This is a genomic window from Actinomadura opuntiae (assembly GCF_030283205.1).
Taxonomy (GTDB): domain Bacteria; phylum Actinomycetota; class Actinomycetes; order Streptosporangiales; family Streptosporangiaceae; genus Spirillospora.
Map to the genome: position 1 here is coordinate 240,191 of NZ_JASNWF010000010.1, position 15,883 is coordinate 256,073.

Consider the following 15,883-nt stretch of genomic DNA (forward strand, 5'->3'; position numbering starts at 1 on the left):
GCGGGGGCGGGCGTGGCGGCACCATCCGCACCCGCGCACGGACCCGCTCCGTCCAGGTGGGGTCGCCGGCGTCGGCCGGTGCGACAGTGACGCAGGCGTCATGGAACCCGTCGTTCGCCGTCCGCAAGGTGACCCGCATCTCCTGGTCAGTGCGGACCTCGATGGGACCGAGGAACACCACGTCGGTCATCTCGACGTGGTCGTCCCGCGCATCCGTGCCGAACGCCGTGGCGGCCGCCGCCCGGATCATCTCCAGGCACCCCGATCCGGGCATCAGCGGGATGCCGCCGACCCGATGGTCGGTGAGCATCCAGTGCGAGTCGGGGCCGAGCACCGTGGAGAACACCGCATCTTCCGACAGGTCGTGCAGTCGGCGCCCGAGCAGCGGGTGTGCGGCGGACTCGGACCACTTGCCGCCCCGCATTTCGCGGAACACGCTCGGGGTGATGCGGGCGGCGTCCACGGCCATACCGACGTCGCACCAGGCCGCCCAGCTCACCGAGAGCACCCTGACGCCCGCGGCGGCGCGCCGCCGGGCGTAGGCGTCGAGAAAGTTGTTCGCGGCGCAGTAGTCCACCTGGCCGAAATCCCCCACGACCGAGGTGATGGAGGAGTAGAGCACGATGAAGTCGACGTCGTCACCGAGGATGCCGTGCAGGGCGAGGGTCCCCGCGACCTTGGGGGCGAGGACGCGCCGAGCGGCCTCCAGGTCCCGGACCGCGAGCAGCCCGCCGCCGGCCACGCCCGCCGAGTGGAAGACGCCGTCGATGCGTCCGAACCGCTCGACGGCCTCGGCCGACACCGCTGCCAGCGCGTCCTCGTCGGTCACGTCGCATGCCCGGGGCATGACGGTCCCGCCCAGCTCCTCGATCTCCATGAGCTTTCCGAGCAGCCGCCGGGTGGCCTCGTCTGTGCCGTCGTCGGCGAGGAGCGCGGGCCACGCATCACGGTCGGGTGGCGCATTGCGGCCGACGAGCACGAGGTTCGCCTGTGCCGTCCGGGCGAGTTCGCAGGCCGTGGTGAGGCCGATGCCGCCGAATCCGCCGGTGATGAGGTAGGTGCCGCCGTCGCGGAGGATGGCGGGGCGCTCCTCGGGAATCTCGACCGGGACCTCCGTGTACGACCACGCCCAGCGTTTCAGCCCGCGCCACGCGACCTGCCGGTCGGCGTCGTCACGCAGGCATTCGCGGAGCAATTGACCGGCGACGATCCGGGCGGGTGGGCCGGACGCCGCGGCGAGGTCCACGCTGCGGCAGCTCACGTGCTGCAGTTCCCGGTTCATGAGGATCGCGGGGCCGAGCAGCGTCGCCTTGCCCGGCTCGTTCGCGCCCACGCCCGAGACATCCTGCATGTCGGTGCTGACGGCGACGATCCGCACGGGCTCCTCCGGCAGCCGCTCTTCCAGCGCCTGGGCCAGGAGCAGGAGCGCGTAGAAGCCGAGGCGGCAGGCCCGCTCGACGGCCTCCGGGGCGAGCGGGTCGGGCTCGGCCGCGGAGGCCGTCCAGCCGTGCACGACATGGGAGGGGACCTCGTCGCCGAGCGCATCGAGGAGCGCCTCGAAGTCGTCGCGTTCTGTGGGCCGTATCGTGAACCGGTTCGCAGCCGTCTCAGCGAACCCCGGCCCGGCCGCCACCCGGACGATATGCGCGTCCTTGGCCTCCAGGAGGTCCGCGAGGTGCTCCACCGGTCCGTCTCCGGGGGTGAGCAGCAACCACCGGGAGCCGTCCGGTACCGCGGGTATCTCCGTCCCGATCGGCCGTTCCGTCCAGACGGGGGCGTACACGGCGCGCTCCACCGGTCGGACGCCGTCGTTGAGCTCCTCCGCGTCCGGGTCCACCGCCCCGGCGGGATCGGGGTCCAGCCAGTACCGACGGCGCTCGTAGGGGTAGACCGGCAACGGCACGCGCCGGCGGTCGCCGCCCGCGGCGCCGTCCCAGCCCACGGCGGCGCCGGCGCTCCACAGTCGGCCCAGGGCCTCCAGCGCGATGGTCTCGTCGTCGCCTTCGCCTAGCGGGTGCCGCATCGAGGTGGCGAAGACGGCTCGGGCGCCGGGAAGGCACTGCCGTGCCGCGCTGGTGAGGGCGCGGCCGGGGCCCGCCTCCAGCAGGGCGCGGTCGGCCCCTTCCGCCAGCGTCCGCACGCAGTCGGCGAAGCGGACGGTGTCGCGCAGGTGGCCGGCCCAGTATGCGGGGTCGATGGCCTGCTCGGCGGTGATCCAGGTGCCGGTGACGTTGGAGAGGAACGGGATCCGCGGCTCGTTCAGCTTCACGCTCGCGACGCGTTCCCGGAACGGCTCGGTGATCGCCTCCATCATCCCGCTGTGGAAGGCGTGCGAGGTGACCAGCCGGCCGCACTGCACGCCCCAGGGCGTGAGGCGTTCCTCGAACGCGTCCACGGCGCGGTCCGGGCCGGCGACGACGGTGGCCGCGGGGCCGTTGACCGCGGCCATCTCGACACCGCCGAGGAGCATCGGGACGACCAGCCGCTCGGGCAGCGGCACTGCCGCCATTGAGCCGCGCGGCATACTCTGCATCAGCTCCCCGCGCGCGGCGACGACGGCAAGGGCGTCCTCGAGAGAGAAGACGCCCGCCAGGCAGGCGGCCGCGTACTCGCCGATGCTGTGCCCGAGCAGCGCGTCCGGCTCGACCCCCCACGACGCGAACAGCCGCGCGACCGCGTACTCGACGGCGAAGAGCGCGGGCTGAGCGAACCGCGTCTGCGCGAGGGTGGCGGCGTCGGCGCCCCCGAACAGGAGGCTGCGCAGGTCAGTGCCGATGAGAGGTGTCAGTACTTCGGCGCACTCGTCGATCACGTTGCGGAACACCACCTGCGTCCGGTAGAGGCCGTCCCCCATACCCGGGTACTGGGCGCCCTGGCCAGGGAAGAGCAGGGCCACGCCGCGCCCGTCCGGTGGAGCGGGGCGAGCGGGCGCCGGCGACGCGGCCAGGTCTCGCAGGGCGGCGGCCGCGTCCTGCACGGTGGCCGCCACCACGGCGCGGCGGTGCGGCAGCTCCCGGCGGCCGTGCTGCAGCGTCCAGGCCACGTCCGCGAGCGCCGGCGGGTCCGGCTCGCCGAGGTACTCGCCGAGGCGCGCGGCCATCGCGGCGAGCGCAGTGCTCGTCCGCGCCGAGAGCGGAAGGACCTGCGGTGACGGCCGCTCATCGGGTGTGCGCGCGTCCTCCGGCGCCTCCTCAAGGATGATGTGCGCGTTCGTGCCGCCGATACCGAACGAGCTCACGCCGGCGCGCCGAAGCCCCGTCCACGGCACCGGCTCGGCGTTGACGTAGAACGGGCTGGATTCGAGGTCGATCGCCGGGTTCGGCTTCTCGAAGTGCAGCGTGGGCGGGATCACCCCGTGGCGGATCGCGAGGCACGCTTTGATGATCGAGGCGGCCCCCGCGGCGGCGCCGAGATGACCCACATTGGTCTTCACCGAGCCAAGCGCGCAGTACTGCCCCGCCCTGGCGCCCGCCGCGCGGAAGGCGTCGCTGAGGGCGGTGATCTCGATCGGATCGCCGACGAGAGTGCCGGTGCCGTGCGCCTCGACGTACCCGATCGACTCGGGCGACACCTGCGCCACTGCCAGCGCCTCCACGATCAGCCGGGTCTGCCCCTCGACGCCCGGGGCCGTGTAGCCGGCACGGGCGGCCCCATCGTTGTTGATCGCCGAGCCGCGGATGACCGCGTACACGTGGTCGCCGTCGAACCGGGCGTCCGCGAGCCGCTTGACGGCCAGCACGCCCACCCCGCTGCCGAAAACGGTTCCGGAGGCGGCGGCGTCGAAGGCGCGGACGTGCCCGTCCGCGGAGCCGATCCCGCCGTCCACGCGCCAATGCCCGCGCCCGTAGGGCAGCCGGACGTCCACGCCGCCGACCAGGGCCATGTCGCACTCGCCCATCAGCAACGACTGGCAGCCGAGGTGGATCGCCACCAGGGTGGTGGAACACGCGGTCTGCACGGTGAGGCTCGGCCCCTGGAGTCCGAGCCGGTAGGAGACCGTGGTGGCCAGGTAGTCGGGTTCGGTCGCCGTGGCGACGCTCATGCCACCGGCCGCGGCCACGGCCGCCGCGTTGCGGCGGACGTTGTCCGGGCCGTACTCGTACTCGCCGGCCCCGCCGAACACGCCGACGGTCCCGGCGTAGCGGCCGGGGTCGTACCCGGCGTCCTCGAGCGCGCTGTGGCAGGTCTCCAGGAACAGCCGCCCCTGGGGATCGCGCAGTTCGGCGTCGCGCGCGGTGTAACCGAAAAGGCCGGCGTCGAACCCGTCCATCTCGTCGATCATCGGACAGGCTTTGACATAGTCCGGATGGTGGATATAGCGCTCGGGGACGCCGGTGGCGCGTAGCTCGTCGTCGGTCAGGAAGCGGATGCTCTCGACACCCTTGATCAAGTTGTTCCAGTATTCGTGGACACTGTTCGCGCCGGGAAAACGGCACGCCATTCCAACTATCGCTACGTCGTTTTCTCGATTGGCGTCGGCCATTATGTGCCACCTTCCGTCCGGTCGCCGCGTGCCACGCCGCGCATTGCCCGTCGGCGGCTCCCCGGCGCGGGCCGCCGCGCTCTGCCGCTTTGCGACGAGGTGTCGCCCTCGCTCGCCAGGTAGCGGGCCAGACCCCTGATGTTCTGGTGCCGGTAGAACGCGACGAGCGGTATCTCGCGCCCGAGCCGCGCCATGAGATCGACGCGCACCTCGGCAATGATCCGCGAGGTTCCACCGAAGTCGAAAAAATTAACGTCGACGCCGAGGCGGCGTTTTCTCAAACGTCTTTCCCAGGCGTCCCGGACGATGTCCAGCATTGCTGGCTCCACCTCGCGCACGCTCGGCGTTCCTTCCGTGGGGACAAGTTCGATAGCACCATGCCGGACAGCGGCCCGACCAGTCTCTTTTTTGAGGTCTGATTCGGGCCGCCCCTGGCCGTCGTTATCCCTTGCGACGGTAGGAGGGCGTCTCGCGGGTCCGCCCGAAGAGGCCTGCGAGATGGCCGCCCGGCATTTGCGCGAGATGTTCGCACATCAGGGCACGCGCCTCCTCTTTGTCGGTATTCGGGATCTCGTCAAGAGCCGACAGGAGGTCCCCCTTGGCGGCGAAGTCATAGAACTCGCTGCGGAGCACCGAGCAGAGAGCCGCATCCTGGTACTCGCCGTCGAGAAAGAAGTAGTCCCGCAGTATCCCCTCGAGCGTGACGTTCCACTGCGTCAGCACGGGAATCGCATGCTTGTTGTAGAGGCCGAAGATGAACTCCACCCGGTGTGCGTTCTTCATATGGAAGAGATGGGTGGCCAGCAGGACGATGGCCTCACCGCCGAGTCCCTGGTCGTAGAGTTGAGGATCTCCGATACCGGTTCCGATCACGTAGCTGCCCTCGTACTCCTCTTTCGCCGTCCACGTGACAGCGCCGACTCGGCGCTTGCTGCCGTTCTCGACCACGATCATGAAGTGGGTCCGGCCGTGCAGGTTCTCGTTTCTCAGATCATCCGCTGAGAACAGCTTCTGTTTCCCGAGCGCGTACCATCCGGATCTCGAGGAGAACCATTTGGCCAGGCGTTCGTAGTCGCCGGGAAGGCAGTGTTCGAGTGTGGCCAGGGTGCCGATCATGGCTGCTCCTCGTCATCCGGTTCCGGACATCGGTTCGCGCGAGAGGTCTCCGGAAGCGGGGAGTTCCGCCGCGACGCGGCTCCGGTCGACCTTCCCGTTCCCGTTCAGGGGGAGCGCCGCCCGATGCTGGAACGAGTCGGGCAGCATGTGCGCAGGCAGGGCGCCGAGGACGAGTTCCGTCAATGCCGTCGCCGGCACCGGACGTCCGGTATAGACCGCCGCCAGACCGTACTCGCCCGGGTTTCCCGCAGGGACGACGACGGCGTCGGCGACGTCGGGATGCCGCCGCAACACTGCCTCGATCTCGCCCGGTTCGACGCGGTAGCCGCGCACCTTGACCTGGTCGTCGAGCCTGCCGAGGTGCACGAGCAGGCCGTCCTCGACGCGCACCCGGTCGCCGGTCCGGTACCAGTACTCGGGACCGTAGGGGCCCGGTCGGCACGGTGTCCGTGCGGGCGCCGCCTCCGGAAACCCGTAGAACCGCCCGACGTCGCACCGCGAGTCGAGATAGCCGGGAAAGCGCTGCTCGCCCCGCAGGCACAGTTCGCCCTCCCTCGCGGGTCGTCCATCCGGGCCGAGGACGACATGCTCCACCGTCGGCAGCGGGCGGCCGATGGGCACCGTCCCGTTCGAGGTGACGGGCCAGTCGGACGGTGCGCGCGGCAGCTCGTAGGCCGTGCAGAACACGGCTGCCTCGGTAGGGCCGTAGGTGTTCTCGATGACGCTGCACGGGGCCGCTGCCGCCCATACCGCGGCCTGCCGCACGGTCAGGCGATCGCCGCCGAAGCGCGTGTGCCGCAGTCCCGGCATGCTCCCCGGCTCCACGCCTCCGGTCCGGATGCCGAGGGTCACCGCGTAGGGCACGGAGAACCAGTGCGTGATGCCCCTGCGCTGCACGTACGCCGACGGCCGCAGCTCCTCGTTCCCCTTCGGGACGACAACGGTGGCGCCACCACTCCAGGAGAGGAACAGGTCGCATACCGAGGGGTCGAAGGTCAGCTCGAAGGTGTGCGACACCCGGTCTCCGCCGCTGACCGGCCACCGCTCGCTGCACGAGCGCAGGAAGGCCGTGACGTTGAGGTGCGTTACGGGCACGCCCTTCGGGACGCCCGTGGACCCGGAGGTGAACAGGATGTAGGCGATGTCGTCCGGGTCCGGAACCGCGGGCGGGCCCGTCGCGGGGGACTCCGCGAGACCGCGCAGCGAACCCGGCAGGTCGAGTGTCGCCGCTCCCGCCGCCGCCGCGATCCCGGCCGACCTCTCACCCTCGGACTCGTCGGCGAGCAGCAGGTCGAGTCCGGTGGCCGCGGCGACGGCCCGGCCGCGGGACGCCGGCATGCCCGTCCCGAGCGGCACCACCGCGGCGCCGAGCCGGAGCGCCGCTAGGTAGCCGGCGTAGGCCAGCGGCGTGCGGGTGCACAGCAAGCCCACGCGCCGGGGCGGCCCGCCGCGGTGCCGCGCCATGAGCTCGGCGATCCCGGATGCGGCCCGTTCGAGTTCGGCGTAGGTCCAGCCGTCTTCCTCGATCTCCAGGGCTACGGCGTCCGGATGGCGTGCGGCGCCCGCGGCGAACCACGAGTACAGGGAGCCCTCGGTCACGGGGCCGTCTCTCCTTTCGTGTCGCGGGTGACGTAGGCGACAAGGCGCGGCCCGCCGGGAAGGTCGTCGCGGAGGACGACCGCCGCGTCGGCGATACCGGGATATGTGCGCAGCACCGCCTCCACCTCACCGGGCTCGATCCGGTGACCGTTCAGCTTGACCTGCCGGTCGATGCGGCCGAGGTACTCCAGCTCGCCGTCGCAGCGGCGTCGCACGAGGTCGCCGGTTCGATACGTCACCCGTCCCGACTCGTCCGGCACGAACCGTTCCGCGGTGAGGGCCGGGCGGTTCCGGTACCCGCGCGCGACTCCAGGTCCGCCGATCCGCAGTTCGCCCGCGACTCCGGGCGGGGCGGGTTCCCGCCATCCGTCGCGGACCACTGCGGTCGTGTCCCCGACCGGCGAGCCGAGCGGGACGGTCGCGGCGCCGGACCGCAGCCGTGCGGCCAGCGACCACACCGTCGTCTCGGTCGGCCCGTACAGGTTCCACGCCTCGTCGGCGAGGCCGGTGAGGCGGTCGGCGAGGTCGGGGTCCAGCGCCTCGCCGCCGCACCACGCGCGCCGCAGCCACCGTTCCGGCGGAGCGGCGAGCAGCAGGTGGCGCCAGCCGGTGGGCGTGGCCTGGACGGTGGTGACGCGTTCCTCCCGGACGAGCCGCACGACGGTCTCGGGGTCGTGCTCGGCTCCCGGAGGAGCGATGACAACGCGGGCCCCCACACTGAGGGGAAGGATCAGCTCAGCGGCGGAGATGTCGAACGTCGGATTCGTCAATGCCAGGACGATGTCCGTCCGGTCGAGTCCCGGGCGTTGCGCCATTGCCCGGAACAGGTGCGCGACAGCATGGTGGGGCACCTCCACGCCCTTGGGGCCACCGGTCGACCCGGACGTATAGATGACATACGCCGGATCGCCGGGACAGGGGAGACCCGCGTCAGCGTGACGGGCGGTCGGGACGGCCTCGCCTTCCCCTGGTTTCACGAACAGGACGGGCCGCCCGGACGGTACCGGTGGGCCAGACACGGAACCGACGAGCAGGGCTGGTTCGGCGTCGGCCAGCAGGCCCGCGAGACGGTTCGGCGGATGTGCGGGATCCAGCGGGAGGTAGGCGGCGCCGGCCCGCCACACTCCCAGCATGGCGACGATCAGCTCAGCGCTGCGCGTCAGGTGCAGGGCGACCAGGTCGCCGCGGCCGACGCCCGCCGCGCGCAGCTGGCCGGCGAACCGCTCGACCCGCCGGTCCAGCTCGCCGTAGGTCAGCGTGCGCGGCCCGTCCAACACCGCCACGGCGCGCGGTGTGCTCGCCGACGCGCGGCGCACCATCTCCGGCGCCGTTCCGTGCTGCCTCGGCTCCGCGGAGACCGGGGCGGCCGCCGGGGTTCTGCCGATCATCCGCAGCTCGCGCAGCGGTGCACCGGGACGGGCCAAGGCGCTGCCGAGGAGTTCCACCACGCAGCGCAGCAGGCATGCCGCGGTCTCCGCGTCGTACAGGCCGGTGCTGTAGTCCAGTTGGAACCGCAGCCCACCCGAGTCCGGCATCGCCACCGAGAGCGCGAGGTCGGTCTGTATCGCCTTCACGAGTCCCGTCACGTAGCGGCAGTGGGCCTCCTCCAGTTCCAGTGAGCGCTGTCCCGTCCTGAAGAGCGTGCACAGGGTCTGGAACACCGGTGTGGTGTTCAGTTGCCGCGGGGCTTCTGCCGCGTCGGCGAGCTCCAGCATCGACACGTCCTGGTGCGCCATGGATGCGAGCAGCTCACGTCGGACGCGTCCCAGGAGCACTTCCATCGGCTCCGTGACGTCGACGGACACCCGCAACGGGAACGCCCTTGCGAACAGGCCGACGACCGGCTCCAGGTCCGGCCGGTCCCGCCCCAACGCGGGAACGCCGAACACCACGTCGTCCTGCCCCGCGTACCTGGCGAGGACGGCGCTCCACACGGCAGCGAACACCATGAACGGCGATGCGCGGCGGGCATTCGCGAACGCGGCCAACCTGTTTCGCAGCCCGTCACCGAACCGGACCTCGTGTGCGGCGCCCTCGGTCGCCGCCCCCACTGGACGCGGCCGGTCCGGCCGCACGACGGTGAGCTTCGGCGCCGTTGCGAGCCGTTCCCGCCAGAAGGCCGCCGTCGCGTCTCGGCGACCGCCGAGACGCTCGGCGTTCTGGCGGCGCGCATGGTCCCGATAGGTGAGGGGCAGGGGTCGAGGCGTCCATGGTTCCCCGCGCAGGCCGGCGTTGTAGGCGTCACCGATCTCGGCCCACAGGATGCCGAGCGACCAGGCGTCAGCCGCCAGGTGGTGGACGACCAGCATGATCACCGAACGGCCTGCCGGGCACCGCCAGAGCAGCGCCCGCAACAGCGGCGGCCGTGTCAGGTCGAACGTACGGGTAGCCTCGGCCCTCGCTTGCTCCCGCCAGTCCGCAATCCCGCGCGCGTCGATCTCCTCGAACCGCACCCGCGCGGAACGATGGACGCGTGCCTCCGGACGCCCCGCCACCTCATGGAACGTCGTGCGCAGCGCCTCATGCCTGTCGGCGATGCGTTGCACCGCGGCGGCTAGGACCCCCGCGTCCACGGGGCCGTCGATCTCGTACGCGGCTGCCAGGTTGTGCATCGCGGTACCCGGCAGCAGCCGCTCGTGCAGCCACATCGTCTCCTGGACGGGCGGTGGCGCGTACGCGTCCGCCGCCGGAGCCGCCTCGCGTGCGGCGGGCCTCACGAGGCCGTTCCTTCCCCGAGGCCGCAGGCGAGCTGCCGGACCGTCGGCCCCTGGAAGAATGTGATCGGCTGCACGCGGATCTTGAAGCAGTCGGACATGCGCGCCAGCGCGCGGACCGCATGCACGGACGTCCCGCCGAGGCGGAAGAAGTCATCGTCGATACCGACCGCGGGCAGCCCCAGCACCTCGGCGAAGATGTCCGCGAGCGCCGCTTCGCGCTGGTCGCTCGGCTTCGCTCCCGCAGGGATGGGATAGGTCTCCGGCCTCGGGAGAGCGGCCCGGTCCAGCTTCCCGCCGGGCGTTCTCGGCAGTTCCGCAAGCTCCACGACCACGCTGGGCACCAGCGCTCCCGGCAGCAACCGGGCGGCGTGCCGGCGCAGCTCGTCGGCGAGATCATCTCCGGCCGGACGCCCGGCGGCCATGGGCTCAGCCATCGACATGCCCGAATCGCCGCGCCAGCCGCGCTACGGTGGCGAGCTCGAACAGGTCTCCCATCGCGACGTCCGCTCCCGGTTCCGCGCGGAGCTCGGCGAGGAGTAGGGCCGCTGTCCGCGAGTCGCCCCCGAGCTCGATGAAGTCGTCGTGCACCCCTACCCACTGGCGGTCGAGGACCCGGCACCAGAGCTCGGCGATGCGCCGCTCGGCGGGTGTGCGCGGCAGTTCGAAGCGATACACGCTGGGCCATGAGGCCAGCCGTTCGCGCACGGCCGGCGAGTCGACAGCCCCCTCCGGCCCTCGGGGGATCTCCGTCAACAGCGCGATGGTCGCCGGGACCGCCCCGAGTCCGAGCTCCGCGGCCACGTGCCCTGCCAGCTCGGGCCCGACGGCGTATCCGTGCGGCACCACCAGAGCCGTCCCGCCCTCGCCGATCTCGCCGCGTGGCAGCACCACGGCCTCGCGGACACCCGGATGGGCCCTGAGCACTTCCTCGACGCGTCGCGTCCCGAGCCCCGGGACGGCCGTGTCATACATCTGTCACCTCCTGTTCGGCGAGGCGGCGCCGCTGCAGCTTGCCCGCCTCCGTGCGAGGCAACTCCGAGACGAACCGCACCGCCCACGGCACCTTGTGCGGAGCGAGCAGACGGCGCGCGAACGCTGTCACGCCGGCCTCGGTGAGCACGCTGCCCGGCCGCCTGATCACCAGGGCGAGCACGCGGCCGCCGAGATGCTCGTCCGCCCGGCCGACGACCGCGACGTCGAGGATGTCGGGATGCTCGGCGAGCGCCGCTTCGACCTCCGCGGGGTAGACGTTGCCGCCACCGACGATCACCATGTCGTGGCGCCGGGCGGCGAGGTACAGATAGCCGCCGGTGTCCAGGCGTCCGACGTCGCCGACGCTGGCGAAGCCGTCCACCGTCCAGCGCAGTCCGGTGGACGGCGCACCGAGTTCCCTGCCGACGGCGTCGCGCCCGGTGGTGCGGCGCATGAACACCTCGCCCTCGACGCCGGCCGGGACGAGCCGACCGGCTTCGTCGACGATGCGAATCTGCGTGCAGAACCCCCGGCCGACGCTTCCCGGCCGCTCCAGCCACTCGTCTCCGCGCAAGACAGTGGTCCCGACCGCCTCCGTGGCCCCATAGACCTCGTACAGGCGCGTGGGGCCGAGCAGGTCGATCCAGGCCCGCTTGACCTCGGCGGGGCAGGGCGCGGCCGTGTGCATCACCGCGTTGAGCGAGCGCAGCGAGAACGCGGACCGCCCCGCGGCCAGCAGGCCCCACTGGAGATGGACGGGGGCGAGCTGCGCCCACTGGACGGCGTGCTCGTCGATCGCACGGAGCATCCGGCGCGGGTCGAAGCGCGGCAGCACGACTAGGGTGTTGCCGTCCAGCAGGCCCTCCCAGCAGCACATGAACGGTGCGGCATGGTGTAGGGGCCCCGCGATGAGCTGGCGCTGCCCGCTCCGCCAACCGACGGCCCGCAGCATCGCGTTCGGCACCCGTACCGGGTCGTGATCGAGCCGGCGAGGGTGTTCGATCAGCCGGGGAGTCCCGGACGAGCCGCCCGTGGCCAGTAGGTAACCCCCGGCGCGTTGCGAGCCGGACCACCCGTCCGGTGACGGGTCGCAGAGCGCCGCGTCCTCCAGCCGCACCGCGGACCGGTGCACGGTCAGGGCGTCCAGGAGTCTGCTCGACTCCGCCGCCGGCATCAGCGGGTCCACGGGCAGGAACGGCAGCCGCGCCCGCATGCAGGCCGCCAACGCGATCACGGTTCGCGCGTCGTTTGCGGCGTCGATCAGCACCACGGGCGGGCGAGGCGCTGCGGCGACCGGACCCGCCAGCCGCGCGGCGAGGTCAGCCGAGGCCGCGTCGAGCTCCTCCCAGCGGACGACCGCGTCCGAAGCGTCCGGCCCGCCGTCGACGATCACCGCGGGTTCGTCCGGACGTTCGCGCGCCAGTGCCCGGAACCGCATGTCCGCCGGGACGGCAGCGCCGGTCATCGCCCGCTCCTGCCGGACTCCCGTCGCAGGTCGACCGCGACCGACCGGAGACTCACCGGGGTCTCGACGTGCGCGGCGCGCAACCCGCCGTATCCGCGATCGGTGAGCGCGCGCACCATGCGGGGCACCCGCCGTATCCGCCCCCCGGCCCCTACGTAGTCATGGTCGAGATCGACCTGGGCCGCTCCTTCGTGTGCGGCCAGGAAGGCTTCGCGCAACGCCCGTTCCGCGGCGGGAGCCGCCGTGCCGCAACTGGCCGGCGCTGTCGGCACGCTCGGTTCCTCCGTGCCCGCCGGTTCGAGCCCGATCGCCTTGCCGAACTCCTCGCAGCGCATTTCGCCGACGGTCGCGTCGGCCAGACGGAACAGGGTGCGCACCGTCCAGGACAAAAGCCGGTCGATCTCGGCGCTGGGTGCGAGTGCGGTGTCCGCGTCGAGCATGAGCACCAGCTCCTCGCCGAGCACCTGCGCCTTGAACAGGCCATAACCGGGGCGCCCTTGATCGCTGCCTCCGTGCTCGACCGGCGGTTCCACGCACTCCGTCAGCGGTTCGCCCGAGAGGAACGCTATGGTGTGCGCGGACACAAAGTCGTAGTCGATCTGGAAGCCGGGAACAAGCCCGCGTCCGCGCACGGCCCGCACCACGGTCTCGCGGAACTCGTCGGGCGGGTACTCGGAGTGGGCGTAGGCGTTCAGGGACTCTCGCCACGTGCGCTGCACCACGTCCGCCATGACGGGGTCGCCGGACAAGTCGAGCACCAGGTGGGCCGGCTGGTAAAGCCCGAGGATGCCCGTCCGCTCGGCCGGCGTCGTCCTGTTCGCGGACATGCTGCGAATGGGCACGCTGGATCGTCCCGTGCGCAGCACCAGCACAGCCGCGAAGGCGGCGAGCACGATGGTCGGTAGCGTCACTCGGTTGATCCGGGCAGCGTGGACGGAGTGGGCCAGCAGCGACGCCGAACGCGTCGCCGCCGCCACGTACCTGGGCTTTCCAGGCGCCGCCGGACGGGTGAACAACGGCCCGGAAGCCCTCTCGAAAACCTCGGCGAGGCCGGCCAGCGCTGCGTTGGCCTTGGCCTGTCCGGCAGGGGACCGTTCGTGATCCGCGCGGGCGAGCGGTTGCAGACGTGCCTCAAGGGGAGACGCGCCGCGACCGCGGAGTTCCGCCAGGAACCGGCGATGCAGTTCAGCGGTCGCCCAACCGTCCATCACCATCCGGTCACCGGCGAAACCGACGGCGGACACCCGTCCCTCTTTGACGCCGAGGACCGCTCGCCAGCGCGGCAGGTCCGGATCGCCGGACCCCGGGCGGCGGAAGCCGCCGAGCGCCCCGGCGATGTCCCGGCGGAGTCGGCCCAGCGGGATGGAGAGGACCGGCGGCGGCAGCGCGCCGGGAGCGTGAAGCCGCTGGTGGGGCAGGCCGTCCCCGCCCATGGGGAGGGCGGTGCGTAGGGACTCGTACCGGACCGAGAGTTTCGCGAAGATCCCGCTTACGACGTCGGCCGGGGGACGGTCCGGCAGGTACCAGACGTCTGCCGTCGGCGGATACGACCTGTCCGGTGAATCCCAGTACTGATTCCACCAGACGGCCTCCTGGTACCAGGTGAGGGGCCCCTGCCGTGCCGTCGTCCCGCTCATCAGAAGAGCCCCAGCTTTCCCGTCCTGCGCCCGTGCCGGACGCTCACCCAGAGCAGCGCCATGGCCAGCGCGGCGGCGGCGAAGGCTTCCACAAGCAGGAGTGCGAGACCAGGGAGCCGGTCAAGGAGGCTCTCGTGCCCGACCGTTACGGCGCGCAAGGCGTCCAGCGCCTGCGTCGGCGGCAACGCTTCTCCTACGGCCCGAAGCGGGACGGGCAGGACGGCCAGCGGGTAGGTCACCCCGCAGAGGAGGGTGAACGCCCCCCGCGTGATCTGCAGCAGGCCGGACGTGTCCTGCAGGGACAGCGAGACCGTCGCGAACATGGCGCCGAGTGCCATGAGCACGGGGAAGGCGAACGCGAGCACCGTGAGCCAGCGGGCGAGGTCTCCCCAGCCGAGCGGGACGCCGAACAGCAACCGCATCGATGCCGCGGCGCTGACGAAGATCACCAGCACGGGGACGACCTGTGCGGGAACACCGCCGAACAGCAGGGTGAAGCGGGATGCCGGGCTGGCGAACACGGTCTCGAAGGAGCCTCTCTGGCGCTCCTGGCGCAGCGCCAGTCCTGGTCCCCAGAGGACAGCGGTGATCCACAGGTAGACCGACCAGCCGATATAGAGGAAGGCGACGTAATCGTCCGTACCCGCCCGGCGCTCGAACGCGGCGACGGACGCGGACCCGCTGCTGAAGGCCGTCGCTTGGGCGATATACGCGAGCGGTAGCAGCAGCATCCACAGCGACAGCGCCACGATATCTGCCGGATACCGGCGCATCAGCAGCAACTCCTTGCGGGTCGTCGCGGCGATCGCGCGCATCTCGCCCCTGACACGGTTCACCCGGATTCCCCGGGAGCGGTGACTGCGAGGAACACGTCGTGCAGCGTCACCGGCTCGATGTCCACCCCGCGGATCGTCGCGCCGTGCCGGGTTCCCGCCTCTACCAGCCGGGGCAGCAGGTCCACTCCGGGGGCGAGATGCAGGGTCATCTCGATCTCTGGGCCGTTGATGGCCTTGTCCGCCACCGTGGCGAAACCGCCGACGGTCTCCAGCAGGTCGCAATCTCTGGCCGAACCAGGCAGGCCGAGTCGGACGCGAGCGACCTGGGTGGCCCTGACCAGCCTCTTTAGGTCGGCGGGGGAACCGAGCCGGGCGACGCGCCCCCGGTCGATGATGGCGATCCGATCGCAGACCTGATCGGCCTCCGCCATGTCGTGCGTGGTGATCAGGACGCTGTGCCCGGCGTCCCGCAACCGGCGAACGTGCATGCGCAGCCGCTCGGCCGAACGCGGGTCGAGGCCGGAGGTGGGCTCGTCGAGAAGGAGCACCGCAGGCTGCTGGAGGAGAGCCCGCGCCAGGGAAAGGCGTTGCCGCATCCCCGTCGAGTACCGCTCTGCGTAGTCATCGGCACGATCGAGGAGCTCCATATCGTGCAGCACCTCCTCGATCCGTCGCGATATGTCCCTTGGCGGTAGGTGGTAGAGAGCCGCGAAATATTCCAGGTTCTCCCTGCCGGTCAGCTTCCAGTAGACGCTCCGCTCGCCGCCGAGCACCACACCGAGGCGGCGCCGCGCGGTCCGCGGATGCTTGGCCGCGTCGATCCCGCATACCTCGACAGTGCCGCGGGTCGGCTCGAGCAGCGTCGCGATCACGCGTACGGCGGTGGACTTTCCGGCCCCATTCGGCCCCACGAGCCCGAATACCTCGCGGTTGCCGACCGCGAAGTTCATGCCGTCGATCGCGGCGAACTCGCGCCGGGTATCGGGCGCCCGGCGGATGCGGTCAGCGAGGGTCCGCCGTCCCTGCCGGAAGACCTTGGTCACGTTCACCAGCGCTACTGCGGCGGTGGCATTCACCGGGCGCGCTCCCGGCAGCCCATGACCACTCCTGTCCTCATG

General features: G+C 71.5%; 10 protein-coding genes and 1 pseudogene. All 11 read right to left on the bottom strand.

Annotated elements, in window-relative coordinates:
* Positions 1 to 121: 121 nt before the first annotated feature.
* Positions 122 to 4,483, bottom strand: a pseudogene (locus QP089_RS23235) (type I polyketide synthase); the annotation flags it as partial.
* The gene (locus tag QP089_RS23240) at positions 4,483 to 4,821 is read right to left on the bottom strand and encodes an acyl carrier protein (protein WP_285913869.1); all 339 of its coding nucleotides are present in this window, start codon (positions 4,819 to 4,821) and stop codon (positions 4,483 to 4,485) included. The pseudogene QP089_RS23235 and the gene QP089_RS23240, both read right to left, overlap by 1 nt.
* A gap of 103 nt (positions 4,822 to 4,924) precedes the next feature.
* Positions 4,925 to 5,599, bottom strand: coding sequence for a GNAT family N-acetyltransferase (locus tag QP089_RS23245; protein WP_285913870.1), 675 nt, complete (start codon positions 5,597 to 5,599; stop codon positions 4,925 to 4,927).
* Between the two features lie 12 nt (positions 5,600 to 5,611).
* Complete coding sequence (locus QP089_RS23250; protein WP_285913871.1) at positions 5,612 to 7,198, bottom strand: amino acid adenylation domain-containing protein; 1,587 nt, start codon at positions 7,196 to 7,198, stop codon at positions 5,612 to 5,614.
* The gene (locus QP089_RS23255) at positions 7,195 to 9,915 is read right to left on the bottom strand and encodes a non-ribosomal peptide synthetase (protein WP_285913872.1); all 2,721 of its coding nucleotides are present in this window, start codon (positions 9,913 to 9,915) and stop codon (positions 7,195 to 7,197) included. Before QP089_RS23255 ends, QP089_RS23250 begins: the two co-directional genes overlap by 4 nt.
* Positions 9,912 to 10,349 carry a phosphopantetheine-binding protein gene (locus QP089_RS23260; protein ID WP_285913873.1) on the bottom strand — a complete coding sequence of 146 codons (438 nt, stop codon included), beginning with the start codon at positions 10,347 to 10,349 and terminating at the stop codon, positions 9,912 to 9,914. The genes QP089_RS23255 and QP089_RS23260 overlap by 4 nt, the downstream gene beginning before the upstream one ends.
* The gene (locus QP089_RS23265) at positions 10,342 to 10,887 is read right to left on the bottom strand and encodes a phosphopantetheine-binding protein (protein ID WP_285913874.1); all 546 of its coding nucleotides are present in this window, start codon (positions 10,885 to 10,887) and stop codon (positions 10,342 to 10,344) included. The genes QP089_RS23260 and QP089_RS23265 overlap by 8 nt, the downstream gene beginning before the upstream one ends.
* Positions 10,880 to 12,352, bottom strand: coding sequence for an AMP-binding protein (locus tag QP089_RS23270; RefSeq protein ID WP_285913875.1), 1,473 nt, complete (start codon positions 12,350 to 12,352; stop codon positions 10,880 to 10,882). The genes QP089_RS23265 and QP089_RS23270 overlap by 8 nt, the downstream gene beginning before the upstream one ends.
* Positions 12,349 to 13,989: an amino acid adenylation domain-containing protein gene (locus QP089_RS23275; RefSeq protein ID WP_285913876.1), complete on the bottom strand. Its 1,641-nt coding sequence runs from the start codon at positions 13,987 to 13,989 to the stop codon at positions 12,349 to 12,351. The genes QP089_RS23270 and QP089_RS23275 overlap by 4 nt, the downstream gene beginning before the upstream one ends.
* A complete protein-coding gene (locus QP089_RS23280; RefSeq protein ID WP_285913877.1) occupies positions 13,989 to 14,825 on the bottom strand; it encodes an ABC transporter permease in 837 nt (278 codons plus the stop codon). Before QP089_RS23280 ends, QP089_RS23275 begins: the two co-directional genes overlap by 1 nt.
* Positions 14,822 to 15,841 (bottom strand): ABC transporter ATP-binding protein, encoded by a 1,020-nt coding sequence (locus tag QP089_RS23285; RefSeq protein WP_285913878.1) that lies wholly within the window; start codon positions 15,839 to 15,841, stop codon positions 14,822 to 14,824. Before QP089_RS23285 ends, QP089_RS23280 begins: the two co-directional genes overlap by 4 nt.
* Between the last annotated feature and the right edge of the window lie 42 nt (positions 15,842 to 15,883).

Excerpts from the sequence above, each read along its gene's own strand:
- QP089_RS23245 (WP_285913870.1), bottom strand. The coding sequence starts at position 5,599 with ATGATCGGCACCCTGGCCACACTCGAACACTGCCTTCCCGGCGACTAC.
- QP089_RS23260 (WP_285913873.1), bottom strand. The coding sequence starts at position 10,349 with ATGGCTGAGCCCATGGCCGCCGGGCGTCCGGCCGGAGATGATCTCGCC.
- QP089_RS23265 (WP_285913874.1), bottom strand. The coding sequence starts at position 10,887 with ATGTATGACACGGCCGTCCCGGGGCTCGGGACGCGACGCGTCGAGGAA.
- QP089_RS23270 (WP_285913875.1), bottom strand. The coding sequence starts at position 12,352 with ATGACCGGCGCTGCCGTCCCGGCGGACATGCGGTTCCGGGCACTGGCG.
- QP089_RS23275 (WP_285913876.1), bottom strand. The coding sequence starts at position 13,989 with ATGAGCGGGACGACGGCACGGCAGGGGCCCCTCACCTGGTACCAGGAG.